The organism is Streptomyces sp. B3I8, assembly GCF_030816915.1.
GTDB lineage: Bacteria > Actinomycetota > Actinomycetes > Streptomycetales > Streptomycetaceae > Streptomyces.
The window spans coordinates 5460387-5476367 of record NZ_JAUSYN010000002.1; the positions used below are offsets into that span (position 1 = coordinate 5460387).

At 72.3% G+C, this 15981-nt stretch carries 15 protein-coding genes; 5 read left to right on the forward strand and 10 right to left on the reverse strand.

Features of this window, described 5'->3' with window-relative positions; translation table 11 throughout:
* Positions 1-367: 367 nt before the first annotated feature.
* The 3 genes from QFZ64_RS26360 to QFZ64_RS26370 all read left to right on the forward strand — a co-directional run bounded on the left by QFZ64_RS26360 (position 368) and on the right by QFZ64_RS26370 (position 2810).
* Complete coding sequence (locus tag QFZ64_RS26360) at positions 368-1183, forward strand: 2-amino-3,7-dideoxy-D-threo-hept-6-ulosonate synthase (protein ID WP_307069817.1); 816 nt, start codon at positions 368-370, stop codon at positions 1181-1183.
* Entirely contained in the window at positions 1180-2283 is a 1104-nt protein-coding gene (locus QFZ64_RS26365) for a 3-dehydroquinate synthase II family protein (protein WP_307069819.1), read from the forward strand. Before QFZ64_RS26360 ends, QFZ64_RS26365 begins: the two co-directional genes overlap by 4 nt.
* Before the next feature lie 77 nt (positions 2284-2360).
* Entirely contained in the window at positions 2361-2810 is a 450-nt protein-coding gene (locus tag QFZ64_RS26370) for a hypothetical protein (RefSeq protein WP_307069820.1), read from the forward strand.
* Positions 2811-2820: 10 nt separating this feature from the next.
* Here the strand turns inward: QFZ64_RS26370 and QFZ64_RS26375 are convergent, their stop codons facing one another.
* The 3 genes from QFZ64_RS26375 to QFZ64_RS26385 are packed head-to-tail and all read right to left on the reverse strand — an operon-like array spanning position 2821 to position 6501.
* Positions 2821-4065: an MFS transporter gene (locus QFZ64_RS26375; RefSeq protein WP_307069822.1), complete on the reverse strand. Its 1245-nt coding sequence runs from the start codon at positions 4063-4065 to the stop codon at positions 2821-2823.
* Positions 4062-5345, reverse strand: coding sequence for a cupin domain-containing protein (locus tag QFZ64_RS26380; protein WP_307069824.1), 1284 nt, complete (start codon positions 5343-5345; stop codon positions 4062-4064). The genes QFZ64_RS26375 and QFZ64_RS26380 overlap by 4 nt, the downstream gene beginning before the upstream one ends.
* A gap of 58 nt (positions 5346-5403) precedes the next feature.
* Entirely contained in the window at positions 5404-6501 is a 1098-nt protein-coding gene (locus QFZ64_RS26385; protein WP_307069826.1) for a SagB/ThcOx family dehydrogenase, read from the reverse strand.
* 785 nt (positions 6502-7286) lie between these two features.
* Between QFZ64_RS26385 and QFZ64_RS26390 the strand changes: the two genes are divergently transcribed.
* Together QFZ64_RS26390 and QFZ64_RS26395 are read left to right on the forward strand one after the other, a co-directional pair.
* Positions 7287-7409, forward strand: coding sequence for a hypothetical protein (locus tag QFZ64_RS26390; protein WP_307069828.1), 123 nt, complete (start codon positions 7287-7289; stop codon positions 7407-7409).
* The gene (locus tag QFZ64_RS26395; protein WP_307069830.1) at positions 7406-8083 is read left to right on the forward strand and encodes a phosphatase PAP2 family protein; all 678 of its coding nucleotides are present in this window, start codon (positions 7406-7408) and stop codon (positions 8081-8083) included. The genes QFZ64_RS26390 and QFZ64_RS26395 overlap by 4 nt, the downstream gene beginning before the upstream one ends.
* 56 nt (positions 8084-8139) lie before the next feature.
* Here the strand turns inward: QFZ64_RS26395 and QFZ64_RS26400 are convergent, their stop codons facing one another.
* Genes QFZ64_RS26400 through QFZ64_RS26430 form a run of 7 tightly spaced genes read right to left on the reverse strand, consistent with a single transcriptional unit; the run spans position 8140 to position 15978 of the window.
* The gene (locus QFZ64_RS26400) at positions 8140-9465 is read right to left on the reverse strand and encodes a glutamate-1-semialdehyde 2,1-aminomutase (protein WP_307069832.1); all 1326 of its coding nucleotides are present in this window, start codon (positions 9463-9465) and stop codon (positions 8140-8142) included.
* A 7-nt stretch (positions 9466-9472) separates the two neighbouring features.
* The gene (locus QFZ64_RS26405) at positions 9473-10024 is read right to left on the reverse strand and encodes a dTDP-4-dehydrorhamnose 3,5-epimerase family protein (protein ID WP_307069834.1); all 552 of its coding nucleotides are present in this window, start codon (positions 10022-10024) and stop codon (positions 9473-9475) included.
* On the reverse strand, positions 10021-11280 hold the full coding sequence (locus QFZ64_RS26410; protein ID WP_307069836.1) for a polysaccharide pyruvyl transferase family protein: 1260 nt from the start codon (positions 11278-11280) through the stop codon (positions 10021-10023). The genes QFZ64_RS26405 and QFZ64_RS26410 overlap by 4 nt, the downstream gene beginning before the upstream one ends.
* Positions 11277-12233: a glycosyltransferase family 2 protein gene (locus QFZ64_RS26415; protein ID WP_307069838.1), complete on the reverse strand. Its 957-nt coding sequence runs from the start codon at positions 12231-12233 to the stop codon at positions 11277-11279. The genes QFZ64_RS26410 and QFZ64_RS26415 overlap by 4 nt, the downstream gene beginning before the upstream one ends.
* Before the next feature lie 18 nt (positions 12234-12251).
* Positions 12252-13643: a hypothetical protein gene (locus QFZ64_RS26420; RefSeq protein WP_373430668.1), complete on the reverse strand. Its 1392-nt coding sequence runs from the start codon at positions 13641-13643 to the stop codon at positions 12252-12254.
* 5 nt (positions 13644-13648) lie between these two features.
* Complete coding sequence (locus tag QFZ64_RS26425; protein WP_307069842.1) at positions 13649-14956, reverse strand: DUF4910 domain-containing protein; 1308 nt, start codon at positions 14954-14956, stop codon at positions 13649-13651.
* Positions 14953-15978 (reverse strand): NAD(P)-dependent oxidoreductase, encoded by a 1026-nt coding sequence (locus tag QFZ64_RS26430; protein ID WP_307069844.1) that lies wholly within the window; start codon positions 15976-15978, stop codon positions 14953-14955. The genes QFZ64_RS26425 and QFZ64_RS26430 overlap by 4 nt, the downstream gene beginning before the upstream one ends.
* Positions 15979-15981 lie beyond the last annotated feature (3 nt).

Below are 15981 nucleotides of genomic sequence, written 5' to 3' on the forward strand. Positions count from 1 at the left end.
ATACACATGTCCCCCATCACTCGAATCCGGTCACCTATTGCCAGAGATCGGCGGCGTGGATTGACTGGAGCGTCCCCAAAGGTAACAGCCCCCCTTCACCCGCTCAGATCGATTTCGGACGACCTGGCTGTAAACAGTGAAGGGAATATCGGCTACCGCTTCCGCCCTGTGCAACCGAGGAAATTCCTCGGTTGCACAGCGGTCCGCGCGACCTGCGATCGAACGGCGCGCAGCAGCCGTCTCACAGGTCCGGGCTGTATCTCAACGGTTCCTTCGACTGTTTCTTGAACGCCTTCTGTGACGCTGCGAGTGCCCCGCCGAAATCAACCTCCGACTGTTCCACAGCAGCCGGCAGAAGGAGTACCCGATGGCGCGTGCACCATTGACCGGTAGAGCATTACGTCTGGCCAGACTCTCCAGTCATGACGACGGACGGCTTCTGCTCGTTCCCCTGGACCATTCGGTGTCCGACGGCCCCATCACCACGGCCGCGGACTTCGGTGACCTGGTACGTGACATCGTGCACGGGGGAGCGGACGGCATCGTCGTGCACAAGGGCCGGGCCCGCTCGCTCGCTCCGCGGCTGTTCTCCAGCTGCTCGCTCATCGTCCACCTCAGCGCCAGTACCGCGCTCGGGCCCGACAGTGATGCCAAAGTCCTGGTCGGGGACGTCGAGGAGGCGGTCCGGCTGGGAGCGGACGCGGTCAGCGTCCATGTGAACATCGGAGCCGACACCGAGGCCGCTCAACTCGCCGATCTGGGCGCGGTCTCGGCGGCGTGCGACCGGTGGAGCATGCCCCTGCTCGCGATGGCGTACCCGCGCGGTCCGCGACTGACCGGGCCCGCCTCCCCCGAGCAGGTGGCACACGTGGCCAACATCGCCGCCGACCTCGGTGCCGACGTGGTCAAGACGGTCTTCGTCGGCCCGGCGGAACGCATGGCCGAGGTCGTCGCCGGCTCACCCGTGCCGATCCTGGTGGCGGGAGGCGCCGCGGACGAGCAGAGCCTGGTCGATTTCGCCCGTACCGCGCTGGCCGGCGGGTGCTGCGGCCTCGCCGTGGGGCGGCGCGTCTTCACCTCCCGCGCTCCGGGGCGCGTCGTCCGCGAACTCGCCGACATCGTGCACGGCCCGGCCGGGGCCACCGACCCCCTCCCTTCCCGACACATGGCAGGTGTGATGTGAAGCTCAGCTGGATCGACATCCGTGACCTCGGCTCCGCGAAGGACGCCATCCTCCAAGAAGCGATACACGCGCGCGTCGACGGCATCCTCGCCGCGGTCCCCGAGGACCTCGAGCACCTGCCGCCGACCGTGAAGAAGATCCTGTTCCCCCAGGACCGGCCGCTGCCCGAGGACTTCGGTGCCGCGGACGTGGTCATCGTCGACCCGGCCAAGCACGGGGACCCCGGCGAGCTGGCCGGCCGCCACCCGGACATCGAGTTCGGCCGGTATGTCGAGATCAGGGATGCCGCGACCCTGGAGGACGCCTGCGCGTCCGGCCGCACGGACAAATGGAGTCTGCTGTTCTTCCGCGACCCCACGAAGATCCCGCTGGAGATCGTGATCGCCGCGGCGGCCGGGTCGAAGGGCAGCCTGATCACCGTCGCGCAGGACGTCGAGGAAGCCGGGATCATCTTCGGCGTGCTGGAGCTGGGCTCGGACGGGGTACTCATGGCCCCGGCCCGGGTGGGCGACGTCACGGCGCTGCGGCAGGCGGCCGAGACCGGGGTACCCGATCTGGCCCTGGTCGAGCTCGAGATCACGGCGACGGCCCACGTGGGTATGGGGGAGCGGGCCTGCGTGGACACCGCCACGTACTTCCGCAAGGACGAGGGCATCCTCGTCGGCTCGCACTCCAAGGGCATGATCCTCTGTGTCAGCGAGACCCACCCCCTGCCGTACATGCCCACCCGGCCGTTCCGCGTCAACGCCGGGGCGATCCACTCGTACACGCTGGCCATGGACCAGCGCACCAGTTATCTGAGCGAGTTGAAGGCGGGCAGCAAGGTCACCGCGGTGGACATCCACGGCCGGTCCCGGCTGGTGACCGTGGGCCGTGTCAAGATCGAGTCCCGTCCGCTGCTGTCCGTCGACGCCGTCGGGCCCGACGGACGCACCGCCAACCTGATCCTCCAGGACGACTGGCACGTGCGGGTCCTCGGACCGGGCGGCACGGTACTCAACAGCACCGAGCTCAAGCCCGGCGACAAGGTGCTCGGCTACCTGCCCGTGGAAGACCGTCATGTCGGCTATCCGATCGACGAGTTCTGCCTGGAGAAGTGAGTCCCCGGCCGGGGCGTTCCCCCTCGCCCCGGCCGGGTCCGCCCCGGACCGCACGGACGTCACAGGGAGAGTGCCTCATGCCCAGCACACACGCTTCCCCTCACCGGTCGGCCCCCCGGCCGGCGCGGCGGCGAGAAACGGCCCTCGAACGGCGCGGTCTCGCCCTCCGGTTCGTCCTGATCATCGGGGACCAGCGGCTGGCCGAGGCCCACCACATCCTGTGCGACCAGGACACCGTGGTGGTGGACTTCCCCGAATCGACCGTCCGTATCGGCCTGTCCAGGCTGTTGCCCGAGCCGGACGGAGGCGTCGTGCTGGACTGCCGCGTCCAGCTCCACGACGAGGACGGCACTCCGCGCGGCTGCGCCGCCACCTCGTGGCAGCGGGTGCTCACCGGCCGGCCGGGCGCCCTGCACCAGCGGGAGGCGCTGTTGCGCGAGGTGGTGGCGGCCAGAAGCCGGGTCCCCGACCGAGCCGTCGCCCGCCCGCGACTGGCGACGGTGCACTACCTGGCGGCAGCGGTGTGAACCAAGCCTTCTAGGCCGGGTTCTCGAAGCGCGCCACGCCGGGCACGGCCAGGCTCAGGAGGCTCGACGCGGCGACCACGGTACCTCCGGCGACGAGGGTGGCGGTCATGCCCAGCCAGTCGACCATGGGGCCGACGAGCGCGAATCCGACCGGCAGGAGCGCGTACGCGCCCAGTTGGTCCAGAGCGAAGACCTTGCCGAGGAGCGCGTCCGGGAAGGCGCGCTGCAACGCCGAGACCCAGTACACGAAGTACAGCTCGACCACGAAGCCGCCCAGCGCGAAACAGAGAATCACCACGGGCAACGGAAACGGCGCGGCCAGACTCAGCGGCACCAGCGCGTACCCGGTCAGCGCGAGCATCGACACGGTTCCCCGTGCCCGGGGCCGCATGCGTCCCGCCAGCACGATCGCCGGGAGAGCGCCGACCCCCATGGCGGCCAGCACGACGCCGTACGCCACATCGCCGCCGAAGTCGCGCCGTGCCACGATCGGCAGGAGCGTGAGCGCGGTCGCCGAGCCGGCGAACAGGTGCAGGCACACCGTGCCCATCACGGCCATGACCCAGGGACGCCGGCGAATGGCCCGGAGCCCGGCGGCCACCTCACCGAGTACGGACGCACGGGCGGCCGCCGAGGGCTTGGCGTCCGACACCCGCAGGACACAGAGCGAGGCCAGCGCGAACACGGTGCCGGTCACCAGCAGCGCGGGCCGGACCCCGATCAGGGTCACCGCGGTCACCCCGACCAGCGCACCACCGACGGCCGCGCTCCGCTGCGCCGCGGAGACCAGGGCGTTGCCCCGCTCCAGGAGGCCGTCGGGCAGCAGGTTCGGCAGCAGCGAGCGCGACGCCGGCCGGGAGAGGGCCTCGCCGGCCCCGACCAGCGCGGTGATCAGGGGCAGGGCGCCCAGTGGCAGCCGGGTGAGGAGGACGGCGGTGACGAGCAGGACGGCCGCGCGGAACCCGTCGGCCGCGATCAGGATGCGCGTGCGGCGCAACCGGTCCGCGATCACGCCGCCGGCCAGCAGACACGCCACCAGGGCCACACCCCGGCCGGCCAGTACCAGGCCGACCTGCCCGGCACCGCCTCCCTCGTGCAGGACATACAGGCTCAAGGACACCGGGAACACCTGGTCGCCGACGGCCCCGGCGGCCTGTCCCGCCCACAGCCGCAGGAACTGCGGGTGATCCCGTAACTTCCCGTCGTCCGGCGCGTCCTCGTCTACGCGGCGGGCCGCGGTGGTGTCTTCCGTCATGAGTGGTCCGGATCGCTTTCTCTTCCCGGTGCGCCGTCCGGCCGCACCGCCTCCTGCGATGTGGTGGCGTCCCAGGGCGCGGAGGGTGGCAGCAGCAGACCGATGTCGACCAGTGCCGCGGCCACCTTTCGTGCGTTGTCCTCGCCCAGGGCCGCGGTGAGCCCCGCCGTGTCCGCGACCTGGTCGCGGTGCAACGCCGTCAGGAAGGGCGACACCGATGCGGGCAGCCGCACCCGACGGTTTCCCACCGACAGCTGAATGCCATCCTTCACGGAGGCCGTGTGAAAGTACACGCCCGCCCGCAGCCGGTGAACACCTCGCGGCCGTACGTCCTTCGGCACGGGCAGGATCGGCACGGGTTCCGGCGTCTGTTCCCGGAACGCCGCTTTCCGCACCGCCCACAGCACGTCTTCCGGTGCCGCGTCGGCGGCCAGCGCCGCGAGCCGTTCGCCGGCTTTCCCGAGCAGCTCCCGCGCGAGCCGGGGGTCGCTCATGAGCCCGTTGGTGTCGACAGCGACGCGCATCCACTCGTCGTCGACCGCCTCGCGGACCAGTTCGCCGAGCAGATCGTGCCGGGTGATCGTGGAAACGGCGACGGTGAGGTGGATGGACAGCGTGTCCCGTGTCATCGGTGAGTGCATCGTCCCCCGCGGCAGGTACAGACTGTCGCCGGTCCGCAGGACCAGATCCGCGAGCGGCCGGGCGGCCGCTCGCATCTCCTCCCGCCGCCGCGCCGGAACGTCGAACCAGGCGTGGGCCGGCAGGGGGTCGGGCAGCGGAGGCGTACGCAGCAGCCACCGCTTGTCGCCCGCTATCTGCAGAACCAGCACGTCCTGGACGTCGAAGTGCAGATCCACCCCTTGCGAGCCGGGCGGTGTGACGAAGGCGTTGACCTTGACGGGGTGACCGAGCTCGGCCGCCAGCTCATGCGCGAAGCGCCGTACCGGAGGGTGGAAGCGGTGCAGGGAGCGCACGATCAGGGTCTGCCCCGAGGCGAGCGCCTGCCGCAGACCGTCGGTGTCGGGAAACGGCGCCGCTCCGGGCGCGTCACCCGATTCGGCGACGCAGCCCCGGGCCACGTCACCTTCCACGCCGTCACGCACGAGTCGCAGCGAAGAGGTGCGCAGTCCGCCCGAGAGCAGTTCCTCCAGGGCCTGGGGCGAGAACAGGTCGGTGAAGTCGGCCGCCAGATCGGCGGCCCGGGTGTGCAGGTACGAGTGACCGAACACCGCTGTGCGGAACTCGTCCGGCGGCAGCGCGACACATCGCTTCAGACTCATGACCCACTCCTGCGGCAGAAGGCCCGGTGCGGGAGACGAACCACTGCGAACCGCTGTGTCATCGCACCACTCCCGGGCTCGGGAAGGCGAAATCGGCCGGGAGCAGGGAGTCGGGTTCCTCCGGAACCCCCGCGGCCAGCAGATAGACGGCGAACTCGTCGTCGGGGTCGACACCCAGGAATTGCTCCACCCGGCTGTCGGCGAAGGCGACGGTCTGGAAGGGGCCGAGACCCAGAGCCGTGGCGGTCAGCGAGAAGGTCTGCCCGTAGTGCCCGGCGTCGTACATCCACAGGCGATAGGCGCGTGGGTGACGGTACTTCCAGGCCAGACGGTTGGCGACGGCCGTTGTGAGAATGGTGAACGCGCCCTGGTACGAGGCGTCCTGGTGGTACGTCAGGTCGGCCAGCCGTGCCCGGTCGGCCCGGGCGTCCAGGAGCTCCAGCGCATGGCGCACCACCGAGTAGTGGTACAGGCCGGGCGGAACACCGGTGACGTTGTGGGCGACGACGTACGCCTCGACCTCGTGACGGCCGCCGGCCGAAGCGCTCACCCGGCACTGCTGCGTGCCGAAGTCTCCGCCGTCGATGAACCGGTGCGGCGCGAAGCTGTGGAAGAGCAGCGTTCCGAGCCGGTCGAGACTGACGGGGGCGTCCGCGAACCGGCGATGGGTACGCCGTGCGGCGAACACCTCGTCCACGGGCGTGGTCAGGGGCAGGGGCCTGCGCGGCAGCAGCACGACAGGGCTGTCCGGATACTCCTTGTACGCCGGCGGCGCATCGCCGCCGGCGAGGATCGCCTGCGCCTCGTCGGTCCGTCTCGGTGAGTCGACGAGGTAATCGACATCCCGCGTCTCGGTGTGGAAGCGCCGCGTGAGACCGCCCCAGCGCTGCCACAGGTCCGGAACCCGCTGGTCCCCGTCCACGGGGGCGAGCACCCCGAGCCGGAGCAGACCGGTCACCGCCCGGCGCACGCCGGCCTCGTGCCGCGAGCCGAACGCGGCCGCCAGGTCGTCCAGGTCGATTCCGTCCCCGGCCCGGTCCAGTACCTTGCGCAGATCGTCCGAGAGCCTGATCCACTGCGCCCGTCCCGGGACGCCGACCTCAAGTCCCTCGGGACGCCACCTCAGGACGAGGTGTTCGGGACGGCGGACCTTCATGCACGTCTTCCTTTCGGCGAGCGCTCCTTGGATGTGGTCCGGCTGTGACGCACAAGCGGCACAGCCGGACCTGCCGTTCGTTCACGCGGGACGATCAGGTGGACGGGTGGTGCAGCAGCACCTGGCCGTCCTCGACGATCTCGATGTCGAGCTCCATTTTTGTCACCCCCTGTTGCCTGGTCCGTGGTTTCCCGGTACGTCGGCGGAGAGGAAAAGCGAACCCATTCGCATCCTGGGCCGCTATTCGTCCTGCCGGCGCCTTCGACATTAGGGCCGTGGTTTCGGCTCCGGCAAGACGCCCCGCGCTCAATGGCCAAAAATGCGGCCGTGCCGCGCCAACTCTATGAAGAAACCCCAGGTGAAGCCCTACTCGACCGATTCGACTCCGCCGCTCATCGCTTCCTGAATCAGTCTTCACGGAATTACGGAACAAATCTTGAGTGGTTCTCCACAGGGTGCCGCTAGGATCTCCCGCCCGGGAACAGTGTAATGACGCGGCGACCCTGTTTCGAGGGTCCGCCATTTCCGGAAGACCTGGGAATTACTCACGGCCGTGCCGTGGGGGGGGGAGAGAGAGAACGCGGGTGCGACGAGGAAGGTGAGGCAGCGCTGGGCGGTGGCGCGGGAGACGCCGATCCGTTCGCCGACCCGGCCGGCGGAGAGCGGGGTGGGGGAGTTCTGACGGCCGTCAGGACCGCGTCGCCCGTCACCGTGCGCACGGTGGGGCGCGGTCTCGGACGGCCCTTGGGCAGGCGACGAAGTCGCACACCACCATCCGGACCGTCGTGAGCGTCTGCGGGCCGCTGATGGCGCTGCTGCTGTCGGTGTTCGCCCGACGTGGGCCCGCCGTAGCGGTGGTGATCAACGGCTGTGCGACGAGCGGGCGTTGGGGCATGCTGGCCCCATGACCGGTCGAGACGGCGGCACCCGGGAGCGTGTGCTGCCCGCCGTGCTGCGGATGCCGCTGGGGGTGGTCGGCGGGCTCGCCGCGCTCGTGGTCGTCGCGCTGGGGGTGCTGTACGCCGGGCGCGGCACGCCCGGCCGGGCGGACCGGTGGGTGTTCTCGCCGACCGCGGACAGTGTGCGGCCGCCGTGGCGGTATGCCGCGCTGGCCGTCGACTTTGTCGGGGAGCCCGGCGGAGCGGTGCTGTCGATCGCGGCGGCCGTGGTGGGGTGCCTGCTGGCGCGGTGGCCGCGTGCGGCGGTGTTCGTCGTCGTGGCCTGTGGACTGGTCGTGGGGACGACGACGCTGCTCAAGCATCTCGTGGGGCGCACGATCCATGGCGACGGGAACCTGTCGTACCCCAGTGGGCACACCGCGTTCGCCACGACGCTCGCCGTGGTGGCGGGGGTGTTGGCCGCGGGGTGGCTCGGGCTCGGCAGGACGAGGGGAACGGTGCTGGTGGTGGCCGTGTCGGTGGGGGGCGGTGCGGTGATGGGGTGGGCGGAAGTCGCCCTTGGGGCGCATTACGTGACGGATGCGGTTGCGGGGTGGTGTACGGGGTTGGCGCTGACGCCGGTGGCGGCGGGGATGGCCGACCTGGTGATTCGCCCCCGCCGCCCCTGCCCGTCCCGTCCCTGACCCGGAGCCTCCGGGTCAGGGACGGGACGGGCAGGGGCGGAACACCCTACGGCGGCCTACGGGACGCGGCGGAAGACCGGTTGCACCGGGCGGCCGCCGAGCCACGGTGTCGGATCGCCCGCGTCCAGCGCCTTGCGGTAGACCGCGCAGGCCTGCGACACCACCTCCACCGTGTGGGCGATGTCCGCTTCACTGAGCGCCGCGCTCACCACGAACGACGGGGCCAGTACCCCACCCGCCAGCAGCCGCCGCAGGAACAGCGTGCGGTACGGCTGCGAGGGCCGCCCGCTCTCGTCGAGCGTCGCGAAGACGAGGTTGCTGGCCCGGCCCCGGACGAGGACGTGGTCGCCGACGCCCATGCCGGCCGCCGCCTCGCGGACCCCCGCCGCCAGCCGTTCGCCGAGGGCGTGCAGCCGCGCGGTGACGCCCTCCTCCACATACGTGGCCTGCACGGCCATCGCCGCCGCCAGGGAGTGCGTCTCCGCGCCGTGCGTCGTGGAGAGCAGGAACACCCGCTCACCGCAGTGCCGCAGCCCGCCCCGCTCCATCAGCTCCCGGCGCCCGGCCAGCGCCGAGACGGCGAAGCCGTTGCCGAGCGCCTTGCCGAACGTGGAGAGGTCGGGCGTGACCCCGTACAACCCCTGGGCGCCCGCCTCCGACCAGCGGAAACCGGTGATCATCTCGTCGAAGACCAGGACGCAGCCGTGCCGGGAGGCCAGTTCGCGCAGTCCCGCCAGATATCCGGGCGGGGGCTCTGCGGCGGCGGCCGGTTCCAGGATCAGGCAGGCGATCTCGCCCTCGTACCGGGTGAGCAGTTCCTTCGTCGCGGCCAGGTCGCCGTACGGGAAGGACACGGTCAGCTCGGTGATCGCCGCCGGGATGCCGGCGGACATCGGGGTCGTCCCGATGAACCAGTCGTCGACGGAGAAGAAGGGGTGGTCGGCGCAGACGGCCACGCGTGGGCGCCCCGTGGCGGCGCGGGCGAGCCGCACCGCCGCCGTCGTCGCGTCGGAGCCGTTCTTCGCGAACTTCACCATCTCGGCGGTCGGCACCGTCGCCAGGAACCGTTCCGCGGCCGCCAGTTCCACCACGGACGGCCGGACGAAGTTGCTGCCCCGCTCCAGTTCGCGCCGCACCGCCTCCGTCACACGAGGGTGGGCGTGGCCGAGGCTGACCGAGCGCAGCCCGGAGCCGTACTCGACGTACCGGTTGCCGTCGACGTCCCACACATGGGCACCGCGCCCGTGGCTGATGACCGGGGCCAGGTCCTCGGGGTACTGGTCGTCGCCCTTGGCATAGGTGTGCGCGCCGCCGGGGACCAGCGCGTGCAGTCGCGCGTTGGCCTGCCGGGAGCGGGGCAGTTCGAACTCTTCGGTGGTCACGGGGGCCTCACTTCTCCAGCTGCTTCAGTACCTCGGCCAGGCTCGGCGCCTCCCGGTCCCGCGCGGACATCGACGTGACCGGCAGCGGCCAGGGGATGGCGAGTTCGGGGTCGTCGAAGCGGATCGTCACGTCCTCGGCCGGGTCGTGCGGGCGGTCGATGCGGTACGACGTGTCGGCGGTGTCCGTCAGCGCCTGGAAGCCGTGCGCGCAGCCCGCCGGGATGTACACGGTCCGCTGCGTCTCGCCGGACAGGTCGAGGAACGCCCGGCCCAGGTACGTCGGCGAGTCCGGGCGCAGATCGACGACGACGTCGAAGACCCTCCCGTACGAGCAGCGCACCAGCTTGGCCTCCCCGGCGCCCGCGCGCAGATGCATCCCGCGCACCACGCCCCCGGCCGAGCGGGACAGGCTGTCCTGGACGAAGGCGCCGGGGTCGAGGCCGGCCGAGCGCATCACGTCGGCGTCGAAGGTGCGGCAGAAGAAGCCGCGTTCGTCGGCGCGGGGCGTCGGCTCGAACAGGAACGCCCCGGCGATCGCCGGGACTTCGGTCGCCTTCACAAGGCCTCCTGCGGGGTTCCAGGCGTTCCAGGGGTTCCGGAGCTTTGAGGAGTCGCGTCGTTTCCGCGGGGCGTCGGGAACAGGGCAGCCGTCAACATGGCGAACTCGCGGGCCAGTTGGCGGGCCACCGTCTCGTTCCGCTCGGCCAGGGTCCGCCGCAGCTCCGGCGCCCGCTTCTGCAGCTCGCGGAACTGTTCGAGCAGCCGGTCGGCGTCGACCTCGCGGGCCGGGTGGCAGTGGGCGCCGAGCCCCATCCGGTCCATGAGCGCGTCGCTCTTCGCCGCGTAGCCGAGGGCGAGCGTCGGCGTACCGGTCCGCAGCGCGCAGACCAGGTTGTGGTAGCGGGTCGCCACCACGGCCTCGGCCGCCGCCGTCTCCGCCATCAGTTCGGCGAGCGAGGCCGCGGGGGAGGCGGTGACCAGCGGCGAGTCCACCGCGTCGAGGATCGCGGCGACCACGGACGCGTCGCACGCGTCGCCGGTGAGCAGCCGTACCGGTCTGCCCTCCTCGGCCAGCACCCGGACGAAGCGGGTCGTGCCGTCGAGGTAGCGCCGGTGGATCTCCTCGGCCCGGTCGCGGTCGTCGTCGCTCCCGTGGAAGTCCATGACACCGACGCAGACCTGGCCCGGCGGTCCCGGGCGCGCCTTCGGCGTGGGCAGGGCGAAGGCCAGATCCGGGCAGACCTCGTCGCCCGTGGTGTCCACGCCCATCGCGCGCATCGCGTCGCGGGACTGCTCGTCCCGGTACGAGCGGTACGCGGCAAGGCGTGCCGACCGCCGCACCAGGGCCCGGGTCGCCCGGCTGCCGATGGGTGCGGCGCCCACCCCGGCCAGCGCGACCCGCGTGCCCAGCAGCCTCCCGCTCGCGCACAGCAGGAACAGCGCGTACGGGAACCCCCACGGCCGCAGCGGCAGCGTGGCCTCCAGGACGCCCATGCCCGGCACGATCACCACGTCGTGCCGGCGCACCCAGGCGGCGGTGCGGAACGCGTCGACGAGCTTGCCGAGTCCCTTCCCGGCGACCGCGCCCGCGCGGGACGCGGTCCGGTACTCCCCGCGGTACCAGTGCAGCCGCGTCGCCGGGATGCCGTACCGGGCGGTGACGACCTCGGGCCCGCCGCAGAGCGCGTCCACCACCGCCTCCGGGTGCGCGGTGCGCAGGTACCCGAGCACGGCCTCCAGCGACCCGTCGTTGCCGAGGTTGCCGGAACCGAGCAGCCCGAACACCCCCACGCGGGCGGGGCGGGTGGTGCTCACGGGCGCCTCCCCGCCCGGCCCTCGCGCCCCGCGACGAGCGCGTCCACCGACAGGGCGAGCGCGCCGGGGACGGCCGGGGCGCGGTCCTCGACCCGCTCCCCGGCGCCCGGCCGGGCCCGGCTCGTCAGCCATGCCGCGAGGTGGCGGTGGCAGGCGCGCCGGTCGGCCGGGGACAGCGGCGCCCGTCGCACCGCCGAGACGAAACCCCACACGTACTCGGCCAGCAGCCGGGGTGTCGGGTGCAGCGGGCCCGCCCGGCGCGGATCGAGGTTGACGCAGCGGGAGCGTTTGGAGGGGTTGGCCCGCTCGGCGCGCGTGGGGTGGTCGCGGCGGAAGTACAGCAGCTCCGGCACCTGGTGGAACGGCCCGTGCAGGGTGATCTCGGCGACGAACGTGCGGTCCGCGTGGTGGTAGCTGTCGTGCGGCTTCACCCGGCGCAGCACGTCGGCCCGCATCACCCCGTAGAAGTCGTCGCCGCCGGGCTCGAAGAGCAGACTGCGGAAGCGTTCCGGCGCGTGCGGGGAGTCGGTGGCGAGCGTGTAGGCGTAGGGCACCTTCACCTTGCCGTCGCCGTCTATCACCGCCTGCCCGGAGTGCGCCAGGATCACCTCGGGACGCTCGTCCAGCGCTTCCACGCAGGCCCGCAGCAGGTCACGGGCGTACAGGTCGTCGTGCGAGGCCCACTTGAACAGCTCGCCCCGGCACCGGGTGAAGACGTGGTTGTGGTTCGGGGCGGCGCCGATGTTGCGGGGCAGCCGCAGGTAACGGATGCGGGAGTCCTTCGCGGCGTACCGGCGGCAGATGTCCTCGGTGCCGTCGGTCGAGGCGTTGTCCGAGATCACCAGCTCGAAGTCCTCGTACGTCTGGCCGAGCAGGGCGTCGAGCGACTCGGCCAGGTACTCCTCGCCGTTGTACACGGGCAGGCCGATGCTCAGCCTGGGTTGCGCGGTCATGAGGTCCTCACTTCGCACTCACTTCGGACTCGTCTCTTCGGGAGGGGAATCGTGGTGCCGCTCGCGCAGAGCGGACCGCAGTTGCAGCCACCACACGGCCGAGGAGAGCAGCGTCGCGGCGGCGACACCCCAGGCCGAGCCGACCGTGCCGCCCCAGGCCGCCCCGCCGAGGCCGCCGCCCACGTAGGCGACGGAGGCGAACGACTGGCAGCGCAGACTGCGCCGGGCCGCGGCGAGCGCGCGCAGCCCGGCCGCCGCGCCGGTGCCCAGGCCGGAGCCCGCGACGCCCAGCGTGACCGGCAGGAGGAGCGCCGAGGCGGAGCTCCAGACGTCACCGAGGACGAGCTCGCCGGCCCGGTCGGGCAGCAGGAGCAGTGCCCCGCCCCACAGCAGGGCGGCCACGGCCTGCCCGCCGCCGAGGAGGAGACAGAACCGGCCGAGCCGGTGCGGGGCCCGCCGCAGCACCCGCGCCGCCTCGGCGACGGTGACCAGCGACAGTCCCATCAGGAGGGCCATGAACGGGCCCATGAGCAGTTCGGCGCCCCGGACCACGCCCACCGCGCCGACCCCGACGATCACCCCGAGCCCATACGCCCGCAGCTGGCTCGCGCCGCTGACGCCGACGTTCTCGGCCAGGTACCGGTAGCCGAGGTCGTGGTGCGCGCGCAGCCAGCCGCGAATCCCGGCGAGCCGGGGCCGCAGCCCGGACTGGAGGCAGCCGTACCCCGCGGCCACCGCGGCGGACCCGCCCCAGGCGAGCACGAAGCCGCCCACGCTGCCCGCCCGGGCCGCCACCACCAGGGCCGGGGCCAGTGCCACGCCCCACACGACGTCGTTGACGAACGCCTTGCGGCCGGTGCCGGCGGCGAAGAACGCGTACCGCCAGGCGTCCTGCAGCAGCAGCCCCGGCAGGACGACGCCGAGGCAGGCGAACGCGGGCCCCACCCGGCCGCCGAGCGCGAGCCCGGCCACCAGGCACACCACGCCGATGGCCGTGCCGACGCCGAGCGCGGTCCCCGAGGCCCGGGCCGCCGCCCCGCGCCAGGACGCCTCCGGGACACCGCTGAAGCGCACCACGAGCGGGTCGGTGGCCAGCCCCCGGGAGACGCCGAGCACCACGCCGTAGGTCACCCAGGCCAGGCTGAACACACCGAACGCCGTCGGCCCCAGCGAGCGCGCGACGTAGACGCCCACGGCGAAGTTGCTGAGGCTGGAGGCGGCCTGGTCGGCCAGCCCCCAGGACAGCCGGCCGAGGACGGCCCGGCCGGGGGACCGTCCGGCGGTCGGCGTGGAGGACCGCTCGGGGGGCCGTCCGGCGGTCTGCTCGGGGGAGCGCCCTGGGGATGGCACGGAGGCGGGCCCGGCCCGCCCCGCCGCCGGTGTCGTCGTCCGCTCCCCCTCCGTGGGCATCGGTGTCACGCCTTGAGCAGTTTGGCGCCGTGCAGGGCATCGGCCGCGTCGGCGACGGTGTCGAACGGCAGCCCGGCCCGCTCGGCGACGTCCAGCAGACTGTGCGTCCCGTCGGCCAGGCTGAGCACCCACAGCATCGCCATCTGCGCCTGCTCGGCGTCGCTGCGCCCGCCCAGCGAGCCGTACAACCCCCGTCGTCCGAGCTGCGGTTCGCCGTACGGGCTGAGGTTGACGTAGTGCCGGTCGCGGTCCAGGACGGCGAACGCCTCGCGGCAGACGGCGAGCGTGTCCGCCATCGCCGCCGGGGAGACGAAGTCCAGGTCGTCCGCCGACGTGTGGTACTCGGGATAGCCCGCGTACGGGGTCCGGGTGAGCGAGCCCACGCCGAGGTCGAAGCCCGGGGAGCAGTACTGCCGCTCGTCGTAGCCGTACGGCGTGAACTCGGTGACCCGGTGCGGGCGTCCGGACGCGGACAGCACGTGCCGCAGCACCCGGTCGATCCCCGCGTCGCCGCGCCTGCTCCGCTTGTACGTCAGCTGCCCCGGGTCGCCCGCGCAGGCGAGCACCAGACCGTGCTTCACCCGGTCGATCCGCTCCCGGTTGCGGGCCAGCCATGTGATCGCCCCGACGGTGCCGGGCGCGAAGATGAACCGGTAGGTGAAGTAGGGCCTGCGCCGCGCCAGTTCGCGGGCCAGGAACACCGCCACCGCGATCCCGGCCAGGTTGTCGTTGGCCAGTGACGGATGGCAGACGTGGCAGGAGACGATCACCTCGTCGGGCACCTGCCCGGGGACCACGTGCTCGGCGTAGGTGAGGTGGCCGTCGGCGAGGGTGGAGTCGATCCGTACCTCGTACTCGCCCTCCTCCAGCGCGTCCAGGGTGTCCTGCGCCAGGCAGAAACCCCACGTCGGCGTGTAGTAACTCGTGCGGTACGGCACCCAGGAGGGGTGCTCCGGCAGGGTGTGCAGATGGCCGCGCAGCTCCGACAGCGGCATCCGCGCCGCCACCGGCACGCTGTAACCGAGCACGTGCAGGCTGGACTCCCGGAAGTCGACGACCCGCCGCCCGGTGGCGTCGGCGATGTACGCGTCCCGGATGTTCCACTCCCGCGGGACCGTCCAGTCCAGCACCTGCGTGCCGGTCGGCACCTCGTGCACGTCGAGCGGCACGTACTCGTCGACGATGCGCAGCGTCTCGCGCACCCCGTCGCCGGTGATGCTCCGGCACAGCGGATACAGCCGCTCCACCAGGGCGAACATCTCCTGCCCGTACGCCTCCTGCCCGGCCGCATCCTCCCGGCTCCCCGCGCTCATCGGCGCCACCGCAGCGTGTCGTCGACCGTGCCCGCCCCGGACGCCGCGCGCAGCACGGCGAGGCGGGTGAAGCGGCGCTCGAAGCTCTCCCGGGTCAGCCCGAACTGCCGGTAGGAGTCGGCGAGTTCGATCGCCCCCTGCTTCACCGTCCACTCGCAGTCGAAGCCCGGGATCGCCTTCCGGAACCGCGAGAAGTCCACCCGGTACGAGCGCGGGTCGGCGCCGGTCTCGCCGGTGATCACCACCTCGGAGCCGGGCACCGCCTCGGCGACCTCCTCGGCGATCTCGGCGACCGTGACGTTGTTGACCTCGGTGCCGATGTTGAACGCCCGGTCGTGCACCGCCTCGCGCGGCGCGGTCAGCGCGGCCGTGAAGGCGCGGGCGATGTCGACGGCGTGCACCAGGGGGCGCCAGGGGGTGCCGTCGGACATGACGAGCACCTCGCCGGACAGCAGGGCGTGCCCCACCAGGTTGTTCAGGACGATGTCCGCGCGCAGCCGGGGCGAGAAGCCGAACGCGGTGGCGTTGCGCATGTACACCGGGGTGAAGTCGTCGTCGGCCAGCGCGTGCAGGTCGTCCTCGACCCGTACCTTGGACTCCGCGTACGGCGTCACGGGACGCAACGGGGCCTCCTCGCCGACCAGTTCGCCCCCGCCGGCGGCGCCGTAGACCGAGCAGGTCGAGGCGTACAGGAAGCGCCGCACCCCCGCTTCGCGGGCCAGCCGGGCGAGGCGCACGGAGGCGCGGTGGTTGATGTCGTAGGTGAGCTCGGGCGCCAGCGAGCCCAGCGGGTCGTTGGAGAGCGCGGCCAGGTGGATCACGGCCTCCACGCCGGCCACGTGCTCGGCGGTGAGGTCCCGCAGGTCCACGCGGGTTCCCGGCGGATCGGCGGGCGCCGGGCCCAGCACGCAGTCGGCGAACAGCCCGGAGTCCAGGCCGACGACCTCGTGTCCGGCGGCGGTCAGCACCGGGGCCATCACGGTGCCCAGGTAGCCCTGGTGTCCGGTCAGCAGTACGCGCAAGGT